This window comes from Pseudoalteromonas sp. S3178, from assembly GCF_005886985.1.
In the GTDB taxonomy this organism is placed as follows: Bacteria; Pseudomonadota; Gammaproteobacteria; order Enterobacterales; family Alteromonadaceae; genus Pseudoalteromonas; species Pseudoalteromonas carrageenovora.
Map to the genome: position 1 here is coordinate 71935 of NZ_PNCW01000036.1, position 16803 is coordinate 88737.

Annotated in this window: 21 protein-coding genes; 16 read left to right on the plus strand and 5 right to left on the minus strand. The window is 40.9% G+C overall.

What is annotated here, in order from left to right; genetic code table 11:
* Positions 1–2: 2 nt before the first annotated feature.
* From CWC11_RS11315 to CWC11_RS11330, 4 genes are all read left to right on the plus strand, one after another.
* Positions 3–1106 (plus strand): flavin monoamine oxidase family protein, encoded by a 1104-nt coding sequence (locus CWC11_RS11315; RefSeq protein ID WP_138682778.1) that lies wholly within the window; start codon positions 3–5, stop codon positions 1104–1106.
* A gap of 293 nt (positions 1107–1399) precedes the next feature.
* Positions 1400–2254 carry a YDG/SRA domain-containing protein gene (locus CWC11_RS11320; RefSeq protein ID WP_138682779.1) on the plus strand — a complete coding sequence of 285 codons (855 nt, stop codon included), beginning with the start codon at positions 1400–1402 and terminating at the stop codon, positions 2252–2254.
* Between the two features lie 110 nt (positions 2255–2364).
* Positions 2365–3054: a DUF4145 domain-containing protein gene (locus CWC11_RS11325; protein ID WP_138682780.1), complete on the plus strand. Its 690-nt coding sequence runs from the start codon at positions 2365–2367 to the stop codon at positions 3052–3054.
* Between the two features lie 141 nt (positions 3055–3195).
* Positions 3196–3900, plus strand: coding sequence for a hypothetical protein (locus tag CWC11_RS11330; protein WP_138682781.1), 705 nt, complete (start codon positions 3196–3198; stop codon positions 3898–3900).
* Between the two features lie 236 nt (positions 3901–4136).
* Here CWC11_RS11330 and CWC11_RS11335 read toward each other — a convergent pair whose 3' ends face one another.
* Entirely contained in the window at positions 4137–5021 is an 885-nt protein-coding gene (locus CWC11_RS11335; RefSeq protein ID WP_138682782.1) for a LysR family transcriptional regulator, read from the minus strand.
* 62 nt (positions 5022–5083) lie between these two features.
* Here CWC11_RS11335 and CWC11_RS11340 point away from each other — a divergent pair, with 62 nt between their 5' ends.
* Together CWC11_RS11340 and CWC11_RS11345 are read left to right on the plus strand one after the other, a co-directional pair.
* Positions 5084–5671 carry a DUF2938 domain-containing protein gene (locus CWC11_RS11340; protein ID WP_212748084.1) on the plus strand — a complete coding sequence of 196 codons (588 nt, stop codon included), beginning with the start codon at positions 5084–5086 and terminating at the stop codon, positions 5669–5671.
* 21 nt (positions 5672–5692) lie between these two features.
* Positions 5693–6103 (plus strand): hypothetical protein, encoded by a 411-nt coding sequence (locus CWC11_RS11345; RefSeq protein WP_138682783.1) that lies wholly within the window; start codon positions 5693–5695, stop codon positions 6101–6103.
* Between the two features lie 44 nt (positions 6104–6147).
* Here the strand turns inward: CWC11_RS11345 and CWC11_RS11350 are convergent, their stop codons facing one another.
* Together CWC11_RS11350 and CWC11_RS11355 are read right to left on the minus strand one after the other, a co-directional pair.
* On the minus strand, positions 6148–6651 hold the full coding sequence (locus tag CWC11_RS11350) for a GNAT family N-acetyltransferase (protein ID WP_138682784.1): 504 nt from the start codon (positions 6649–6651) through the stop codon (positions 6148–6150).
* 42 nt (positions 6652–6693) lie between these two features.
* Positions 6694–7137: a GNAT family N-acetyltransferase gene (locus CWC11_RS11355; protein WP_138682785.1), complete on the minus strand. Its 444-nt coding sequence runs from the start codon at positions 7135–7137 to the stop codon at positions 6694–6696.
* Positions 7138–7319: 182 nt separating this feature from the next.
* Between CWC11_RS11355 and CWC11_RS11360 the strand changes: the two genes are divergently transcribed.
* The 8 genes from CWC11_RS11360 to CWC11_RS11390 are packed head-to-tail and all read left to right on the plus strand — an operon-like array spanning position 7320 to position 13612.
* Positions 7320–7850 (plus strand): ZrgA family zinc uptake protein, encoded by a 531-nt coding sequence (locus CWC11_RS11360; protein WP_138682786.1) that lies wholly within the window; start codon positions 7320–7322, stop codon positions 7848–7850.
* Between the two features lie 53 nt (positions 7851–7903).
* Complete coding sequence (locus tag CWC11_RS11365; protein ID WP_138682787.1) at positions 7904–9238, plus strand: dihydroorotase; 1335 nt, start codon at positions 7904–7906, stop codon at positions 9236–9238.
* 17 nt (positions 9239–9255) lie between these two features.
* Positions 9256–10179 carry a GTP cyclohydrolase FolE2 gene (gene folE2 / locus CWC11_RS11370; RefSeq protein ID WP_138682788.1) on the plus strand — a complete coding sequence of 308 codons (924 nt, stop codon included), beginning with the start codon at positions 9256–9258 and terminating at the stop codon, positions 10177–10179.
* 32 nt (positions 10180–10211) lie between these two features.
* Positions 10212–10391, plus strand: coding sequence for an LbetaH domain-containing protein (locus tag CWC11_RS22980; protein ID WP_212748085.1), 180 nt, complete (start codon positions 10212–10214; stop codon positions 10389–10391).
* Between the two features lie 24 nt (positions 10392–10415).
* Positions 10416–10772, plus strand: coding sequence for an LbetaH domain-containing protein (locus tag CWC11_RS22985; RefSeq protein WP_212748086.1), 357 nt, complete (start codon positions 10416–10418; stop codon positions 10770–10772).
* Complete coding sequence (locus tag CWC11_RS11380; protein WP_138682789.1) at positions 10762–11805, plus strand: CobW family GTP-binding protein; 1044 nt, start codon at positions 10762–10764, stop codon at positions 11803–11805. Before CWC11_RS22985 ends, CWC11_RS11380 begins: the two co-directional genes overlap by 11 nt.
* Positions 11792–13420 carry an HAD family acid phosphatase gene (locus tag CWC11_RS11385; protein WP_138682790.1) on the plus strand — a complete coding sequence of 543 codons (1629 nt, stop codon included), beginning with the start codon at positions 11792–11794 and terminating at the stop codon, positions 13418–13420. Before CWC11_RS11380 ends, CWC11_RS11385 begins: the two co-directional genes overlap by 14 nt.
* Before the next feature lie 24 nt (positions 13421–13444).
* Entirely contained in the window at positions 13445–13612 is a 168-nt protein-coding gene (locus CWC11_RS11390; RefSeq protein WP_138682791.1) for an SEC-C metal-binding domain-containing protein, read from the plus strand.
* An 89-nt stretch (positions 13613–13701) separates the two neighbouring features.
* On the opposite strand, the gene CWC11_RS11395 is transcribed toward CWC11_RS11390, so the two are convergent.
* Positions 13702–14145, minus strand: coding sequence for a hypothetical protein (locus CWC11_RS11395; protein ID WP_138682792.1), 444 nt, complete (start codon positions 14143–14145; stop codon positions 13702–13704).
* Between the two features lies 1 nt (position 14146).
* Positions 14147–14725: a DUF3299 domain-containing protein gene (locus CWC11_RS11400; protein WP_138682793.1), complete on the minus strand. Its 579-nt coding sequence runs from the start codon at positions 14723–14725 to the stop codon at positions 14147–14149.
* An 80-nt stretch (positions 14726–14805) separates the two neighbouring features.
* On the opposite strand from CWC11_RS11400, the gene CWC11_RS11405 reads away from it, so the two are divergent.
* On the plus strand, positions 14806–15516 hold the full coding sequence (locus CWC11_RS11405) for an ABC transporter ATP-binding protein (protein ID WP_502704798.1): 711 nt from the start codon (positions 14806–14808) through the stop codon (positions 15514–15516).
* Positions 15510–16748 (plus strand): ABC transporter permease, encoded by a 1239-nt coding sequence (locus CWC11_RS11410; protein WP_138682795.1) that lies wholly within the window; start codon positions 15510–15512, stop codon positions 16746–16748. Before CWC11_RS11405 ends, CWC11_RS11410 begins: the two co-directional genes overlap by 7 nt.
* Positions 16749–16803 lie beyond the last annotated feature (55 nt).

Here is a 16803-nt window from a genome sequence, read left to right on the forward strand (position 1 = left end):
TAATGCGTACAAAAATTGCGATTATAGGCGGTGGGCTAAGCGGCTTGTATGCAGCTTATCAGCTAGAGCAACGCGGCATTACCGATTACATATTGCTTGAAGCCAGAGCCCAATTAGGTGGCCGTATTATGGGCTTTACAAGCCTTTCGCAAGCTACAGAAAATAACTTTGACCTCGGCCCAACGTGGTTTTGGCCAGAGTTTCAACCGCAATTAAATGCGATTATTAAAACCCTAAACCTAGAAACATTTGCCCAGTACGAGCAAGGCAATACGTTAGTAGAGCGCTCACATACCCAACCGCCCACAGCGATGCGCGGTTATACGCATGCTCCTACGTCTATGCGATTAAAAGGTGGCATGGGCACTCTCATTAATGCCTTACACGCAAAGCTTAGCAACAAACAAATAGTTATCGGTGCTTTGGTAAACACAATTACCCATCAACACGACAATATTGAAGTTAACTTTAGCACCTCAAACACAGCAAATAATCAGGTAAATGTGGAGCATGTAATGCTTGCGCTACCGCCACGCTTAGCCGTAAGCCAAATAACATTTACCCCCGCATTGCCAAGCAATTTAGTAACGCAGTGGCAAAATACCGCAACCTGGATGGCACCACACGCCAAGTATATTGCTGTGTACGATACGCCATTTTGGCGTAAGCAAACGCTCTCGGGCAGCGCCCGCAGCAGTGTTGGGCCAATGGCAGAAATACACGATGCATCAAACCCAGAAGGCCAAGCCGCATTATTTGGCTTTATTGGCATACCCGCCGATGATCGAAAACGCATTAGTAATGAAGATTTAATCACACATTGTCGAGCGCAATTGGTCAGGCTTTTTGGCGCACAAGCAGCCACACCAAAAGTCGATATTATTAAAGACTGGGCACAAGACCCACTCACAGCAACGTCGCTTGATACACATGCAGCAAATACGCATGCGCCTGCTCCTTACATAACCGCGCAAAATGGCCCGTGGCATCAAAGCTTAGTAGGTATTGGTAGTGAGTGGTCGGTGCAATTTCCGGGCTACGTTGCCGGTGCGATTGATGCAGCAAATATAGGCGTTGAGCATTACTTAAAAAACGTTAAAGCGTGATGTGTAATGGCTGATGTTTGAGCTTAGCGTTTTAATGGTTTGCTCATAACGGCAGCTGATGTGGAGTTATGAGCGAGTGCGTTCATACAGGTGAGTCGTCAGTAACTTAGTAAGAATAAGAGGACACTTTCCTCTTTTTTACATGCTTATATAAATTTCAGAAAGCATAATATTTATAGCTAGCAATAACTTAAACTGTTTGCTATTAATGTAAGTTCACAAAATAAGGACATTTTCGCGATAAAATGGGGAAAGTGTCTTCTGATTAAATTGTTATGCATATAAGGATTTAGATGCGCACTTTCGGTGAAATAAATGGAGTTAGTCCAGGTGATATCTTTGATAATAGAGAGTCTTTAGCTAAAGCTAAAGTTCACCCTCCTTTAGTTGCAGGAATAAGTGGTGGTAAAAATGAAGGTGCTAACTCGATCGTACTTTCTGGAGGGTATGAGGATGACGAAGATTTTGGTAACGTCATTATTTATACGGGCGCTGGAGGTCAACAAAATGGTAAACAGGTTTCAGATCAAGAGCTAGATGGTGTAAACCTAGCTTTAGCTAAAAGCAAAATTGAAAATCTTCCAGTCCGAGTAACTCGTGGACACAAACATCAAAATGAATTAAGCCCAATAAAAGGCTACCGATATGCAGGGCTATATCACGTAGAAAACTACTGGTACGAAACAGGAAAATCTGGGTATAAGGTTTGGAGATACAGGTTAATTGCTCAAGAGGGCTCACCTGCTGACTACATAGTAAAAGAGCCATCTGGCGAATATGATGCTCCAGGTAGAAAACCATCAACAGTTAATCGTATTGTAAGAAACTATCAAAAAGCTAAGAATGTAAAGTCTTGGCATAACTACAAATGCCAAGTATGTGGGGTAGCAATTGAAACCAGTGCTGGTTTATACGCTGAAGCAGCTCACATTAAACCTTTAGGTGAACCACATAACGGACCTGATATAGAGAGCAACCTTTTGTGTTTATGCCCTAACCACCATGTTATGCTTGACAATGGTGGCTTTGCTATAAGTGATAATTTAGATCTGGTAGGTATTGAGGGTAAACTTAATGTTGTAAAAAAACACCTCATCAATATCGACTTTATTAGGTACCATCGAGATCATTATCACACAAATGCATAACAAGCTGTTTAATAAGGACAAAATACAGTTGGCTTTTGCTCCTTCGTCGCTTAATTTTAGCCAACTATATTTTGCCCATTAAGAGGGCGTTATGCATCAAAGGAACTATCGTGCAAAAATTATCATTAAGTTCAGTTAAAAGGTGGCATTGGTATGGAAATCAATATTATTTGCCGTTTTCAATCAAAACACATTGTCCTGAATGTTCAGAGCAAGTAATTTTTAAATTGGAAAACCCTGTAAATGACATGCAATTTCGTAAGGCTTTCAATTTCTCTTCGCCTTGTCCTTCTTGTGACCATGATGCAAATTTTTACTGTATGGGGCCTAAATCAAAAACCGACGAGGTTATAGATTTAGATAACCTTTATATGTATCCAGAAATGAGTTCAATACGTGCAAAAAAAGACTACACAAAATATATTCCTGAACAATTACAAGTCGCATATGAGTCTTCTCTAGTTTCCTATAATTCAAAAAACTATATAGCTACAGCCGTAGGCTGTAGAAGAACGTTAGAGGGGATATTTTATTATTTACTTCCTGAAGGCGAACGAAAAAATAATTTAGCAAGTGCAATTGAAGCTGCTAAAGGCTATGTAGATTGGATCGAGCCCCTAAACAATTTGGCGCACCTTATAAGGAAAGGTGGAAATTTAGGTGCACATTTTGACGAGAGTAAAGAGCCAAATGAAGAAGTAGCAAAAGCTATGATAGATCTATTGGAATATCTCTTCGAATATATTTATGAATTACCTACCAATATTAAAGATCTTGAATCACATATAGCAGGTGTTTAGTTTTTATAAACCGATCTTTTGCTAAATAACAAGGCAATCAAGCGGGTTTATGCTGTTTACTCAGTTTCGCTTCGCTACACATTTTAGCCCCTTATTGGGGCGGTGTGAGCCCAAGCATTAATCAAAAACAATGGAGTGTAAATGATATTATCTGATTGGCTAACTTTAGCTTCAAGTACAGCAGCTATGTGTGCTGCTATTATTTCTTTTTTTACATTGTTCGAATTATTTAAACAACGTAAGGCTAGCTATAAACCTGATTTGTGTATTTTGAAACGTTACTTTTCTGTCAAAGTAAAAGGTACTTCAAGTGATTGGTATCTTGCTGGCTCTTCTCGAGAGCAACAAGCATCGATCAAATTAGTTAATGTTGGAGTTGGTGCTGCAAAGAATATAAATGCTAATTGGACTTTTAATTTAAATAGTCTCATTGAAGAAATTAATAAATTAGCTCAAAAGGCTCATCGAAACTTTTATATTGAAAAAAAGGATCATTTTTTATCAATCGAAGCACATGATAAGTCCAACTCTATGATAAATGCCAAAATGACTGATTTTCAATTTGAGTATTTGTTGGCTTCTGCGCAAGACCCGCAAGGTACTACACTAAACTTGCCTCCGAGCTATTCATATTTACTACCCATTTATATTGGGCTTCACAGGGAATTAGAACTTAATTTTAACGACATAAAAATCCCTTCCCTTGAGCTCAATCTTTCATACAATGACATAGGAAAAAATCAGTATACTTCAAAGCATAATGTTAAATGTGATTTCCATATGTTTTCTCGTAACAAAGATGAGAATGAACATTTGTTCGAGCTTTATTTAATAGAGGACTCATAATAAAGTGAATGGGGTCAAATCTTGACTTCATACACCAAGGTTTACCAATGACCGTTTATGGCTGTGAGTTCAACTACTCGATGCAACATAAAATGTTGATAATAAATGAACAGGCATTTTACTGTGTCGGATGGCGCTTCGCTTATCCGACCTACACAGGCACATACCTAACAGCTCAAGTTAATCCCCCAAATTATTAATTCACTTTACCGCCCTACATTTAACGGCAAAGCCATTTACACATTCGAGCGTGTTGATTCTATAAACCCTTTTACATAATCAAGCTGTAAGTCGTCATCGCGCACGCCTACATTCACGCTTTTTTGAAGCCCTTTATTACCTATGCGGATGCCTTTTATGCCTAAACGGCTTTCGTGCGATGACACTAGCCACTCGGGTAATGCTGCCACGCCCCGATTGGCAGACACTAATTGCAGCATCATTTCGGTGGTTTCTATGGGTACTCTGCGTTTGGGTTGCACGTTAGCGGGGTCTAAAAATCGGGTATATACATCTAAGCGGTTGTAGCCTACGGGCACGGTATAAAGTATTTGGTCTTCGAGATCGTGTGCTGTAACAAACGTTTTGTTGTATAGCGGGTTTTGCTCGCTCACTACAATACATAAATTGTAGTTAAATACCGACCTAAAGTTTAAACCCTCTGTATTTACGGGGTCGGGGGTTATTAGTACATCTATTTCGTTGGCTTTTAGCGCTGCTATGCCATCAAATCTAAAGGCACTTTTTATTTCTACGTCTACCTCTGGCCATGCTTTTAAAAATTGCTGAATTTTACCCATTAACCATTGCTCACACGGGTGGCACTCCATTCCTATGCGCATTATTCCTCGCCGGCCTTGGGCAAACTCTTGCAGTACTCGCTCTGCATATTCGAACTCTGCGACCATTTTGTCTGCAAGCGAGAGTAAATAAAGCCCCGCCTGAGAATACACAAGCGTATTGCCTTTACGGTGCCACAGCTTAACGCCAAATCGGCGCTCTAATTTAGCAATAGTATGGCTCACAGCCGACTGGCTTAAGTTTAAACTTTCGGCCGCGGCGGTCACGCTTTTAAGGCGATTAACCTCTTTAATGATGTGTAGATGATTACGTTCAAGCATTATGATTTATATTCATTCCAAAACCAGTTTTTACCATTAGTGTTCATAATGGTGTTTTGGTAATGTTATCACATTACATAACCAAGTCTACGCGCTTTGCTATTTGTGCTATGTATACTCAACAGCAAAACGCCTACCAATTTACGGATCGTCGGGAGACACAACACATGATCAACGACTCTATCTATACTTTTATATTAATAGGTATAGGGGGCACACTAGTGTTAGATATTTACGCGGGGTTACTCGCTAAGTTTTTTGCTTTACCCGCCACAAATTGGCGATTAGTCGGGCGCTGGGTAGGCCATATGAAGTCGGGACAATTTTATCAGCCTGCGCTACCTAAGGCCGAAAAAATACCGGGTGAGCTTGCCATTGGATGGGTTGTACATTACCTAATTGGCATAACGTACGGTTTAATATTAATGGTGTGTGTAAACACCCAATGGCTTGATTTGCCAACCATACTACCTGCTTTACTTGTTGCATGGTTTGGCATAGTTGCCCCCTTTTTTATTATGATGCCAGGCATGGGGGCGGGCATGGCCGGTGCAAAAACACCTAACCCTACAGTTACGCGCATAAAAAGCTTTGCAGGGCACACTGTATTTGGCTTGGGCATGTTTTTAACCGCACTGGTTTTAGCATAATTTTAAGTAGGAAAGCAGTACATGAACATTTTAAATTTAAGCACCTATTCTGCGCATATTAAAATAGTGGGCTTAATAGCTATTGTTATTTCAATAGCTGCGTGGAGCACTGATTTATTAGGCATTGTGTATGTGTGCCCCTATTGTAGAGTGCAGCGCTCAGTTATTGGCCTTTTAGGTTTATTAATAATAACGCCTGCGGTTACACACTGGATAGGCAAATATTTTGCTTTAGTAATTGGTTTTTTTGGCGCAATAGTGGCCGCCAATCAGCACTTTATGGGCTGGAAAAAAATATCAGCAGGCACCTTTGAATTTAAAGATAACCTGTTAGTTGACCCATTTATTTTATCGGCCTTTGCACTAACAGGTATTATTGGGCTCACTTATTTAGCAGTAACAGCCGCTAAGCTACCCGCTAAAACGGTTTAACATTCACCAAAGGCACATACACACTCATTGCGCTGTTTGTAGGGTTATAGACCTACTACGGCGCTGCGCCTTTCCATTAAAGCTACATTGCGCCATACGCCATGCAGCTGTCCTAATTTTTCTCGGTTTCCAACTTGCCTAAAACCATTACGAGTATGTAGAGCAATGCTGTTTATGTTTTCAGGGAATAAACTGGCTTGTAGCATCCATATACCGTTACTTTCTGATTCATTAATGAGTGCACAAAGCAATGCGTGCCCTAAACCTTTACCTTGGGCTTGGTTTGCAACATATACACTTACCTCGGCAACGCCCGAGTATACCTCACGGCTAGAAACCGCAGATAACCCGGCCCAGCCAAGCACCTTTTCATTCTCAACTGCTACAAGACGACAACAGTTGAGCATAGAACTATTCCATTGCTCCCAACTTTTAGCTTCAGTTTGAAACGTCGCGTTGCCGGTATCAATACCTTGCTGATATATGTTTTGAACGGCTAAAAAGTCGTTCTCTGCAAATGGTCTTATGATGACAGTATTTCCTTTCAACTATTATTATTCCTTAAAATTAGCGGTCTACTTATCAATGAGTTAACGGCTAATTTTAATAACCGCTAACATGTCGTCTTCGTCCTCATCGAGGCCAACCTCCTCAAACCCAAAGCTTGAATAAAAGTCTTTAGCTATTGGGTTTTGCGGGTTATAACAAATTTCGATTTGTTCAAGCTTAGAAATCGTTTTAATCTCTTCAATTGCCATAGCCAGAGCTTTGCGCCCAATGCCTTTATTTTGATGAATTTGATCAACCATAAAGCGCCAAATAGAAACCTTTGTAGGGGTTTCTTGTACCCACATAAAAAAGCCAACAGGTGTACTATTTAAGTAAATCGCTTTACAGGTGTACCCGCTATTGTAGTGCGCCTCAACCAACGACCACATATTACACGCTACGTATTCTTGTTGTGTTTTAGCAACCTCTAAATCGCATACGGCTTCGTAGTTATCGGCGGTGATATCTTCCAATGACAGTGTCATGTTTTTCCTTAAAAATAAATTATTTATATAACTAACCTGAACTTACCAGTATCTGTACCTATAAACAATAAATGGCTTTACCAACCCAATAGAGCCTTAATTATTATCTTTTTAGGATACGGTCAATATGTTATATTATAACAATTGATGTGTTTAGCTCTATTTTGAATAAGGGTTAGCTTATGAAAACGTTTACAAAAAGGCTGAGTGTTGCCCTGCTATTAAGTATGGGCTTTAGTGCTCATGCTCAAAAACATGTGCATGGAGAAGGTGAGTTACTTATTGCTCAAGAGGGTAGCGTGCTGCAAATGCAGTTTATTATTCCTGCTGCTGATGCGCTAGGTTTTGAGCACCAAGCTGCAAACTCAGCAGATAAAAATGCTATTGATGTACTTGCTCAGCAATTAAAAAATAGCAGCCACGCTATTGATATAAAAGGGCAGTGTATTTTACAAAGCACCGAAAACTCACTGGCTCACAGCCACAGTGAGCACGATGAGCACGATGAGCACGATGAGCACGATGAGCACGATCATCATAATGTTGAAGCCACCTACAATTTTAACTGCAAAACGCCGGTTTTAGGCTTTTCGGTCACGTTGTTTAAGTTAATGCCGTCACTTAATGCGCTTAACGTGCAGTGGATTAGTAACACAGGGCAAAGCTCAACAGAGGTGACGCGCAATAACCCTGTTATTAGTTGGCAAAGCTAATATTTGGCCACCAATACTCCCACATAACTTGCTAATTAAAAGAGCTTATAAGCATGAAAAGCCAACTTATAAAAAATGCCAGTGTAGTAAACCAAGGTATAATAAAAACCTTAGATGTACGTATTACTAACCAATTTATTGAATGCATTGCCCCTAATATCACCCCGAGCGAAAACGATGATGTAATTGACGCAAAAGGCGCGTACTTACTCCCAGGCATGATAGATGACCAAGTACATTTTAGAGAGCCAGGCCTTACCCATAAAGGCTCTATATTAACTGAGTCGCGCGCGGCAGTGGCCGGCGGAATAACCAGTTATATGGAAATGCCTAATGTTAACCCTTCAACCACAAACAAAGCTGCGCTTGAGGCTAAATACGCCATAGCCGAGCAGCACTCTTATGCTAATTACTCTTTTTACCTTGGCGCTACAGAGCACAATTTAGATGACATTAAAGCGCTCGACCCTAAAAAAGTATGTGGCGTAAAGGTGTTTATGGGCGCCTCTACCGGTAATTTATTAGTAGAGAACCCACAAGCACTTGAGGGGATATTTCGCGAATGCCCAGTGCTTATAGTTACCCACTGCGAAGATGGAAAAACCATTAGCAAAAACAATCAGCGCTATGAGCAACAAGGCATTGTGCCTAGTATTACCGACCATCCAAAAATTCGTGACGATGAGGCGTGTTATGCCTCATCGTCATATGCGGTGTCGCTTGCTAAAAAATACAATGCGCAATTGCATGTATTGCACATAACTACCGAAAAAGAGCTGAGTTTATTTACTAAAGGCGATATAGCCAATAAAAGTATTACTGCAGAAGCCTGTGTGCACCATTTATATTTTAGCGAGCAAGATTACCCAGCCTTAGGCAACTTAATAAAATGTAACCCTGCCATAAAAGCTAAAACCGATCGCGATGCGCTTATAAACGCGGTTAAAAATAATCAAATAGATATTATTGCCACCGACCATGCTCCGCATACATGGCAAGAAAAACAAACTGATTATATTAACGCGCCAGCAGGCTTACCCTTAGTAGAGCACGCACTTTTAAGCTTACTAGAACACGTTAAACACAACCGCTTGAGCATTGAACAAGTAGTAGAAAAAACCGCACATAACCCCGCGCTGCGTTTTAAAGTAGATAAACGCGGCTTTATAAAAGAGGGTTACTACGCCGACCTAGTGCTTGTAAGTACACAGCAAACTACAAAGGTGAGCCATGACGCTTGCCGCTACCTTTGCGGTTGGACGCCTTTTAATGGCGTTGAGTTTTCATCAAAAATAGTAAGCACGTGGGTTAATGGCGAGCGCCTTTACGATGGCAAAACGGTCTCTAAACCAAGCAAACCTGCCATGCCTCTTGTTTTTAATCGTTAATTGGAATAGTTAAATTTATGAATGCTAAAAGCCATTTGCCAGATATTACTTCGCAGAATAATTCTTTGAATGCACAACCTTTACAATGGGTAGGGATGGAAGGAATTTCGCTGCCTTTGCATGTTTTACCACACGATGGCGAACCTATCCATACGCATGCCAAAGCCGACATATTTGTAAGTTTAAATAAAGCCGAAGCCAAAGGCATACATATGTCGCGTTTGTATTTGCATCTTAAAGAGCAGCTCGTAAACCAGCCTTTAACAGGCGAAAGTTTAACAGCGTTATTAAATACTATGCTGCACTCTCAGCAAGGCCTAAGCTTAAGCGCTAAAGTAAATTTAGCCTTTGAGTTAACACTTAATAAGTCTGCGCTTTTATCAAATCAGTCGGGGTATCAGGCGTACCCAGTGAATGTATGTAAAACCATTGAAGACGGTGAAATTAATACCGAGCTTAGCCTTACTATTGCTTATTCAAGCACGTGCCCGTGCTCAGCCGCGCTATCGCGAAAAGCATTAAGCGATGCCGTAGCAGAGCAATTTACAGAGCAGCACGTTGATAAAAACGCATTGCTAGAGTGGCTATCATCAGAGCAAGGCAGTATTGCTACACCACACAGCCAACGCTCATACGCGTACATAACAATGCGTATTAAAGGTGAAGAGCTTCTTGACTTACCTGCACTTATTACACAACTAGAAAGTGCGATTGGTACGCCTGTTCAAACCGCAGTAAAACGCGAAGACGAACAAGCATTTGCCAAGCTCAATGCCGAAAACTTACTTTTTTGCGAAGATGCCGCCCGCAGAATCAAACAGGCCTTACAGCTAAAAAACAACATTTGCGACTACCACTTTAAAGTTGAACACCAAGAAAGCTTACACGCTCACAACGCTGTTGTGTACGACCAAAAGTTTTCGCAGCAGCGTGTTATTTAAAACCTTAATTTGCATATTTAGTAGGATAAAAAATGTTAAGAAAAAACCCAAACGGCCACATGCCAAGCGTCGCACAAAGCGCATTTATAGACCCAACAGCCATTGTGTGTGGCAAAGTAATAATTGAAGACAATGTATTTATTGGCCCTTATGCGGTTATTCGCGCCGATGAAGTAGACGACACTGGCGATATGCAGCCAATTATTATTTAAAAAAATTCAAACATACAAGATGGCGTGGTTATACATTCTAAATCGGGTGCCGCTGTATCCATTGGTGAGCGCACGTCTATAGCGCATCGCTCTATTATTCATGGCCCGTGCAGCGTAGGGGATGATGTATTTATTGGCTTTAATTCGGTAGTATTTAGATCGCATGTGGGAAATGGGTGTGTAGTTAGGCATAACTGCGTTGTTGATGGATTAGATTTACCTAAAGATTTTCATGTACCGCCAATGACCAATATAGAACCCGACTTTGATTTAAACAGCATAAGCAAAGTGCCGCCAGAATATTCAACATTTTCTGAATCGGTGGTGTCTGCAAATCACGATTTGGTAAAAGGTTACAAGAAATTGGCTAATGAACTTTAATAAGCAAACGCTAAAAGCAATACCCACTAATATTATTAGTGGGTTTTTAGGTGCCGGAAAAACCAGCGCTATTGTATCGCTACTTAAAACCAAACCACGCACTGAGCGCTGGGCGGTATTAGTAAACGAGTTTGGCGAAGTAGGTATTGATGGCGCGCTACTTAATGGGCAACAAAGCCCAAACAGCGGCATATTTATTCGCGAAGTACCCGGTGGCTGTATGTGCTGTACCGCCGGCGTGCCAATGCAAGTTGCTCTTAATCAGCTGCTAAAACAAGCAAACCCAGATAGACTTTTAATTGAACCCACAGGGCTTGGCCACCCAAAAGAAGTATTACAAACACTTTCATCATCGCATTATAAAAATGTACTGAGCTTACAAAAAACAGTTACTTTAGTTGATGCCAGAAAGCTCAATGACTCGCGTTATACAAGCCACGCTACGTTTAATCAGCAAATTGATATTGCAGATATTATTGTAGGTAACAAACACGATTTATACGCTCAAAATGACGCTGAAACATTAACTGATTACGTAATAAACCGCGCAAACCAAACACAGCAAATAGTGTTTACTACACAAGGTGAAATAGCACCTGAGTTGTTACAAGGTGAGTGCGGCTATAATCAATCGGCGCCTTGCACTGCGCATGCTCATACAAACTCAGGCATTAGTACCCGCGAAGCGCCGTTACCCACAAATGGCATACTGTGCATTAAAAATAGCGCTCAAGGCTATCAAAGTATTGGCTGGCGTATTAGTGCAGCACACATATTTAGTAAAACCGCGCTGCACGCTTTGTTTAGCAATTTAAGAGTAGAGCGAATTAAAGCTGTTATAAAAACAGACGAAGGGTTTGTAGGCTTTAACTTAGCGGAGCAAACCTTAACCGTTACCCCCTTAAACGATTGCCAAGAAAGTCGCATAGAAATAATAGCGATACAAATTAACTCTATGTGGGGGCAACAACTCATGAACTGCTTAATTAATAATAAAACCAACTCAGAGAAAACCAACCATGAACACATTTAATACATTAACCATTGCTTTAGTCAGTGCGCTTAGTGTTGGCTGTACATCTAACCTAGCCAAAAATACTAATGAAAGTTTTTCAGCGCAGTCTGCCTCGCAGCTACAAGCTCAAACTCTGCCTGCTTTAAAAATAGCGACTTGGAATGTTGAGCACCTTGCATACCCAATAGATACAGGTTGTAGAGCCAGAATGCCAAGCGAAATAGCAGCAATGAAAGCGTATGCAAAAAACTTAGACGCCGATATTATTGCACTACAAGAAGTGGGATCTAAAGAGGCGTTACAGCAAATATTCTCTGAAGACGACTGGCAACTAATTATGTCTAGCCGAGCAGACAGCAAAGCCTATACGTGCCGACAAACGGGGGCTTTATCAACCCAGCAAAAAGTAGCCTTTGCAGTAAAAAAAGCAATACCTGTACTCAATACAGCTCCTATAGACCAATTAGGATTAGCAAGAGCAGGGCTGCGCTACGGATTACAAATAACAGTTAATACACAGCAAGGGCCAACCGATATACTTAACGTACATATGAAAAGCGGCTGCTTTGTAGATGACTACTTAAAAAGCGACTCACCCGCGTGTAAAACCTATGCACAACAAGCACCAGTGCTTAATAGCTGGGTTGAAAAACACGAAACAGCAGGCACGCCTTACGTAATTTTAGGTGATTTTAACCACCGTATATCAGCACCTTATAATAGGCTAACCCGCACTTTATTAAGTGATGAGCGCTCAACTCGTATTACAACCAGCCAATTATTAGGGTGCCAAGCACGCTATCCTGCGCCTATCGATCACATTATTGTTGGCGGTATGAATGCACAAAATATTGAAGCGTCGGCTCAGGTACATAAATTCAAAAATATGGATAACAAAGCCATGTTGAGTGACCACTGCGCGGTATCGGTTTCACTTGCTGCTAATGCGCACTCACTGTCGTCGGCAGTGTTATGGCAAACAACCAGTAAAGAGTACAAAGCACTAGCAACTACAACCTATGAACAAGCAAAAGCTGCGGTAATGCAATTGCCAAACACAGCAAGTAACTGGGTAGCCGTGATGGATGTTGATGAAACCGTGCTTGATAACTCAGCTTATCAAAAACAAACCGAGCTCAACGGCAAAGGATATACACCACAATCTTGGCAGGCATGGGTTGCAAGCGAAAAAGCCACACTAGTACCTGGTGCTAAATCGTTTATAGAAACGGTGTATAAACACGGTGGAAAAATAGCGCTTGTAACTAACCGTAATAAGCAAAACGATTTGCACACATGGAATAATTTAAAAGCAGTAGGTTTACCTGTCACACTTAAAAACACCTGTTTAATTGGCCGTTCAGAGGCTGACAAAAACGCCGTTAATAACAACGACTTTATTAACGATAAAGACTTGCGCCGCCAACAAGTAACACAAGGCACAGCCGATTGTTTTTCACCAAGTGGGCAAAATAATAACTGGCAGCAGCCACAGGTTATTAAGTTTCAGGTGGGGGATAACATAGAAGACTTTAGCGGCGTAACACAAGAAAGCGCCAATATAAAAACGCTACAACCCAAGCTTGGTAAATCATTATTTTTACTACCAAACCCTATGTATGGTTCGTGGTAAATACTATTAAAAAGGAAGAGTAGTATGACCGATAAATCACCAGCCCCAACAGACTCAGGCTGCACTAACACAAGCTGCTGCCCGCCACCGCAAAGCCCTGTAACCCGAGGCACTCCAAAGGTAGGGCGAAACGACCCGTGTGTTTGTGGGAACGGGCGTAAATATAAAAAGTGTTGTGGTAAAAACGCATAAACTGCAGCAAAGCTGCTTTTAATTTAGGTATAAAAAAAGGGCTAACGTTACGTTAGCCCTTTTTGTATTTAATCTAAATGTAAGTTATATCAACTGGCCGCCACACTTATTTTTTGTTCAAGCGTGAAGGGCTTTGCATTTAAAATGCCGTTAATTTGAATAACAATTTCACTATTGCCTGCCTTATTTGCCACGTATTTTAAACGATGAATACCCCGGGTACTGGCAAGTTGTACAGAAGCGGCCCCAGTTAATTTAATATTTTTAGGTGCAACAAATTTTACACTTACCGCGCTGTAACGTTTAGGTATTAAGTAACTAAAGCTTGCCGTGCTGGGGTTACCCACTTTTACCTGTGCTTGTTTAGCGTGTTCAAACGAGAAATTTTGTAAAATAGGGGGCTGAAAGTGTTGCCGAGCAAAAGGATGAAACTGATTTAATCCCACGCCCGCATGAAACTCACACGCACCAGCGCCTAAAGAACTCAAAAAAGCTAAACCGCACAATCCACGTTTTATATTTATGTATTTCACTTTAATCCTCGTACGGTAAAACTCGGTCTAACTTGAGCTCGTAAGCCGATGTACCTAATTCGTTTTCTACGGTATTTATTATTATTTTTCCTTCAAACCAAAATGCGTCGTATAGGCTTTGCAGCTCAACGCCTTGCTCATATTTAACATAAATTATTTGGTTTGGCGGCGGTGGCGGCATATGCAAACACGCTCCAAAGTAAGGCACTACAAAAAACTCACTAATGCGCTTACCTTCTTCTGATTCAAGCGGCACAATAAAACCAGGCACGCGAATATTTTTATTATTATAGCTCTCAATTACTCGAGCTGAGCTTAATGCTTGCTGGTAGCGTTTATCTTGCTCGTTTTCGAAAGGCTTAGCGCCTAGGCTATCGAGTGTGTCTTGCTCTGAGCCATCTTCAATTTCTGTTAAATACTCTGGCGGATTAAGCAGTGCGTCTAAATCGTCTTTAGGCATTAACTGAATCCACTCTATTTCTTCGTAGCTTGAACTTTTAGCCACTGACTCACACGTAATTACTAAACTGGCCAAGGCTATAACAAACCAAGCAACCATTTTAGTTACATTTTTTGACATATTTTCATCTCAATTGGCTTACGGCTTTATAAAAAACGTTATAACATATCAACCATTATCAAACCATAGGAGTCTCATCTTTGCCTAATACATTCTCTTCGGCCTCAACTCCCTTTGCCATACATATTAATCAACTTAACTATAAGTACCACAAAGCCGATAAAACCTCGTTTTATATTCCTACTTGGCAATTAAAGCAGGGGGAACAGGTGTTTTTACACGGCGAATCTGGCTCAGGTAAAACCACATTACTTAATTTATTAGCAGGGGTGCTTACACCACAAAGTGGCGATATAACCTTGCTTGATCAAGCATTTTCAACGCTTTCGTCAAAAAAACGCGATAAATTTAGAGCGCAGAACACTGGCGTGGTGTTTCAGCAATTTAATTTAATACCGTATTTAAGTGTTTTAAAAAACATTCAACTTGCTAGCTACTTTGCTAAAACGGACAATACGCAAATAGAGCAAGAGGCGAGCGCTCTACTTTTAGCGCTTAAGTTACCGACTACAATTTTGCACAAAGCAGCAAATACACTAAGTGTTGGCCAGCAGCAACGTGTGGCCATTGCCCGCGCTTTAATAAATAAACCTAAACTGCTATTAGTTGACGAACCCACCTCAGCATTAGACGCCGCATCGCGCGATGCATTTATGACCTTACTCATTGATTTATGTAAGCAGCACGGCATAACGCTTGTATTTGTAAGTCATGATATGCACTTACAACAATTTTTTGAGCGCAGCGTAAATGTAACTTCGCTTTTAAAAGAGGAGGGCAGCAAATGCTAGTATCGTTAGCGTGGAGCAGCTTAGCCAGTAGACGTAAATCGGTCATACTTACTTTTTTATCATTACTAATAAGTATAAGCGTGTTGTTAAGTGTTGAGCATATTCGCCAGCAAGCCAAAGAGAGCTTTAACAGAACCATCTCTGATGTAGATATGATTGTGGGCGCACCTAGCGGGCAGTTAAACCTTTTACTTTATTCGGTATTTAGAATGGGTAGCCCCACCAGTAATATTAATTATAAAAGCTATGAAACCCTAAAAGGCAGCTCATTAGTTAAATGGGCAATACCCATTTCGTTAGGTGATTCGCACCGTGGTTTTAGAGTAATGGGCACCAATAACAGCTACTTTGAACACTTTAAATACGGCACTAAGCAACCACTTACTTTTAGTAGCGGCCAGCCATTTAACGCATTATTTGAAGCGGTGATAGGTGCCGATGTAGCCAAAAAGCTCAATTATAAAATTGGCGACAGCGTAGTGATTGCTCATGGTATTGGTAACACAAGCTTTACCCATCACGACAATACTCCCTTTATTATAAAAGGCATACTTAGCCCCACAGGCACACCGGTTGATAAAACCATACATGTAAGCTTAAACGCCATTGAGGCCATACATTTATCACCGGTAAAACAAGCTAAATTACTTAACAATGTAGACTCGGTAAACACCACACCCGGGAGCATTACCGCAGTAATGCTAGGTTTAAAGTCTAAATTTTCAACCTTTAAATTACAGCGCGATATAAACAACTATAAAGCCGATAGATTAATGGCTGTATTACCCGGTGTTGCCATGACCGAGCTTTGGCAAATGATGGCAACGGTTGAAAACCTATTACGCATTATTGGTATTTTGGTATTGGTATCGTCGTTATTTGGCTTATCAACCATGTTACTTTCCTCTATGGCGCAGCGTAAAAACGAAATTGCCGTACTACGTGTATTGGGCGCAGGGCCAAGCGTTATTTTTAGCTTAGTACTGGTAGAGGCCTTAATTTTAGTAATACTGGCAAGCGCAGCTGCAACGGCTTTACTTAGCTTAACCTTATGGCTTTTAGGTGATTGGCTAGGCGCCACGTACGGCTTATTTTTAAATGCAAACATGCTTAATGTAGAAACACTAAAAGTAATAACCGTGATTACTGTTGCCGCTATTATTACCTCAGCTATACCCGCGTATGAGGCCTATAAAAATGCCCTGCATAGCTCGCTTGGTGCTAAAAGTTAGCACCTTTAAAAATTGAACCTCCTAATAAAAAAGGCCGCAGTAATAAATACTGCGG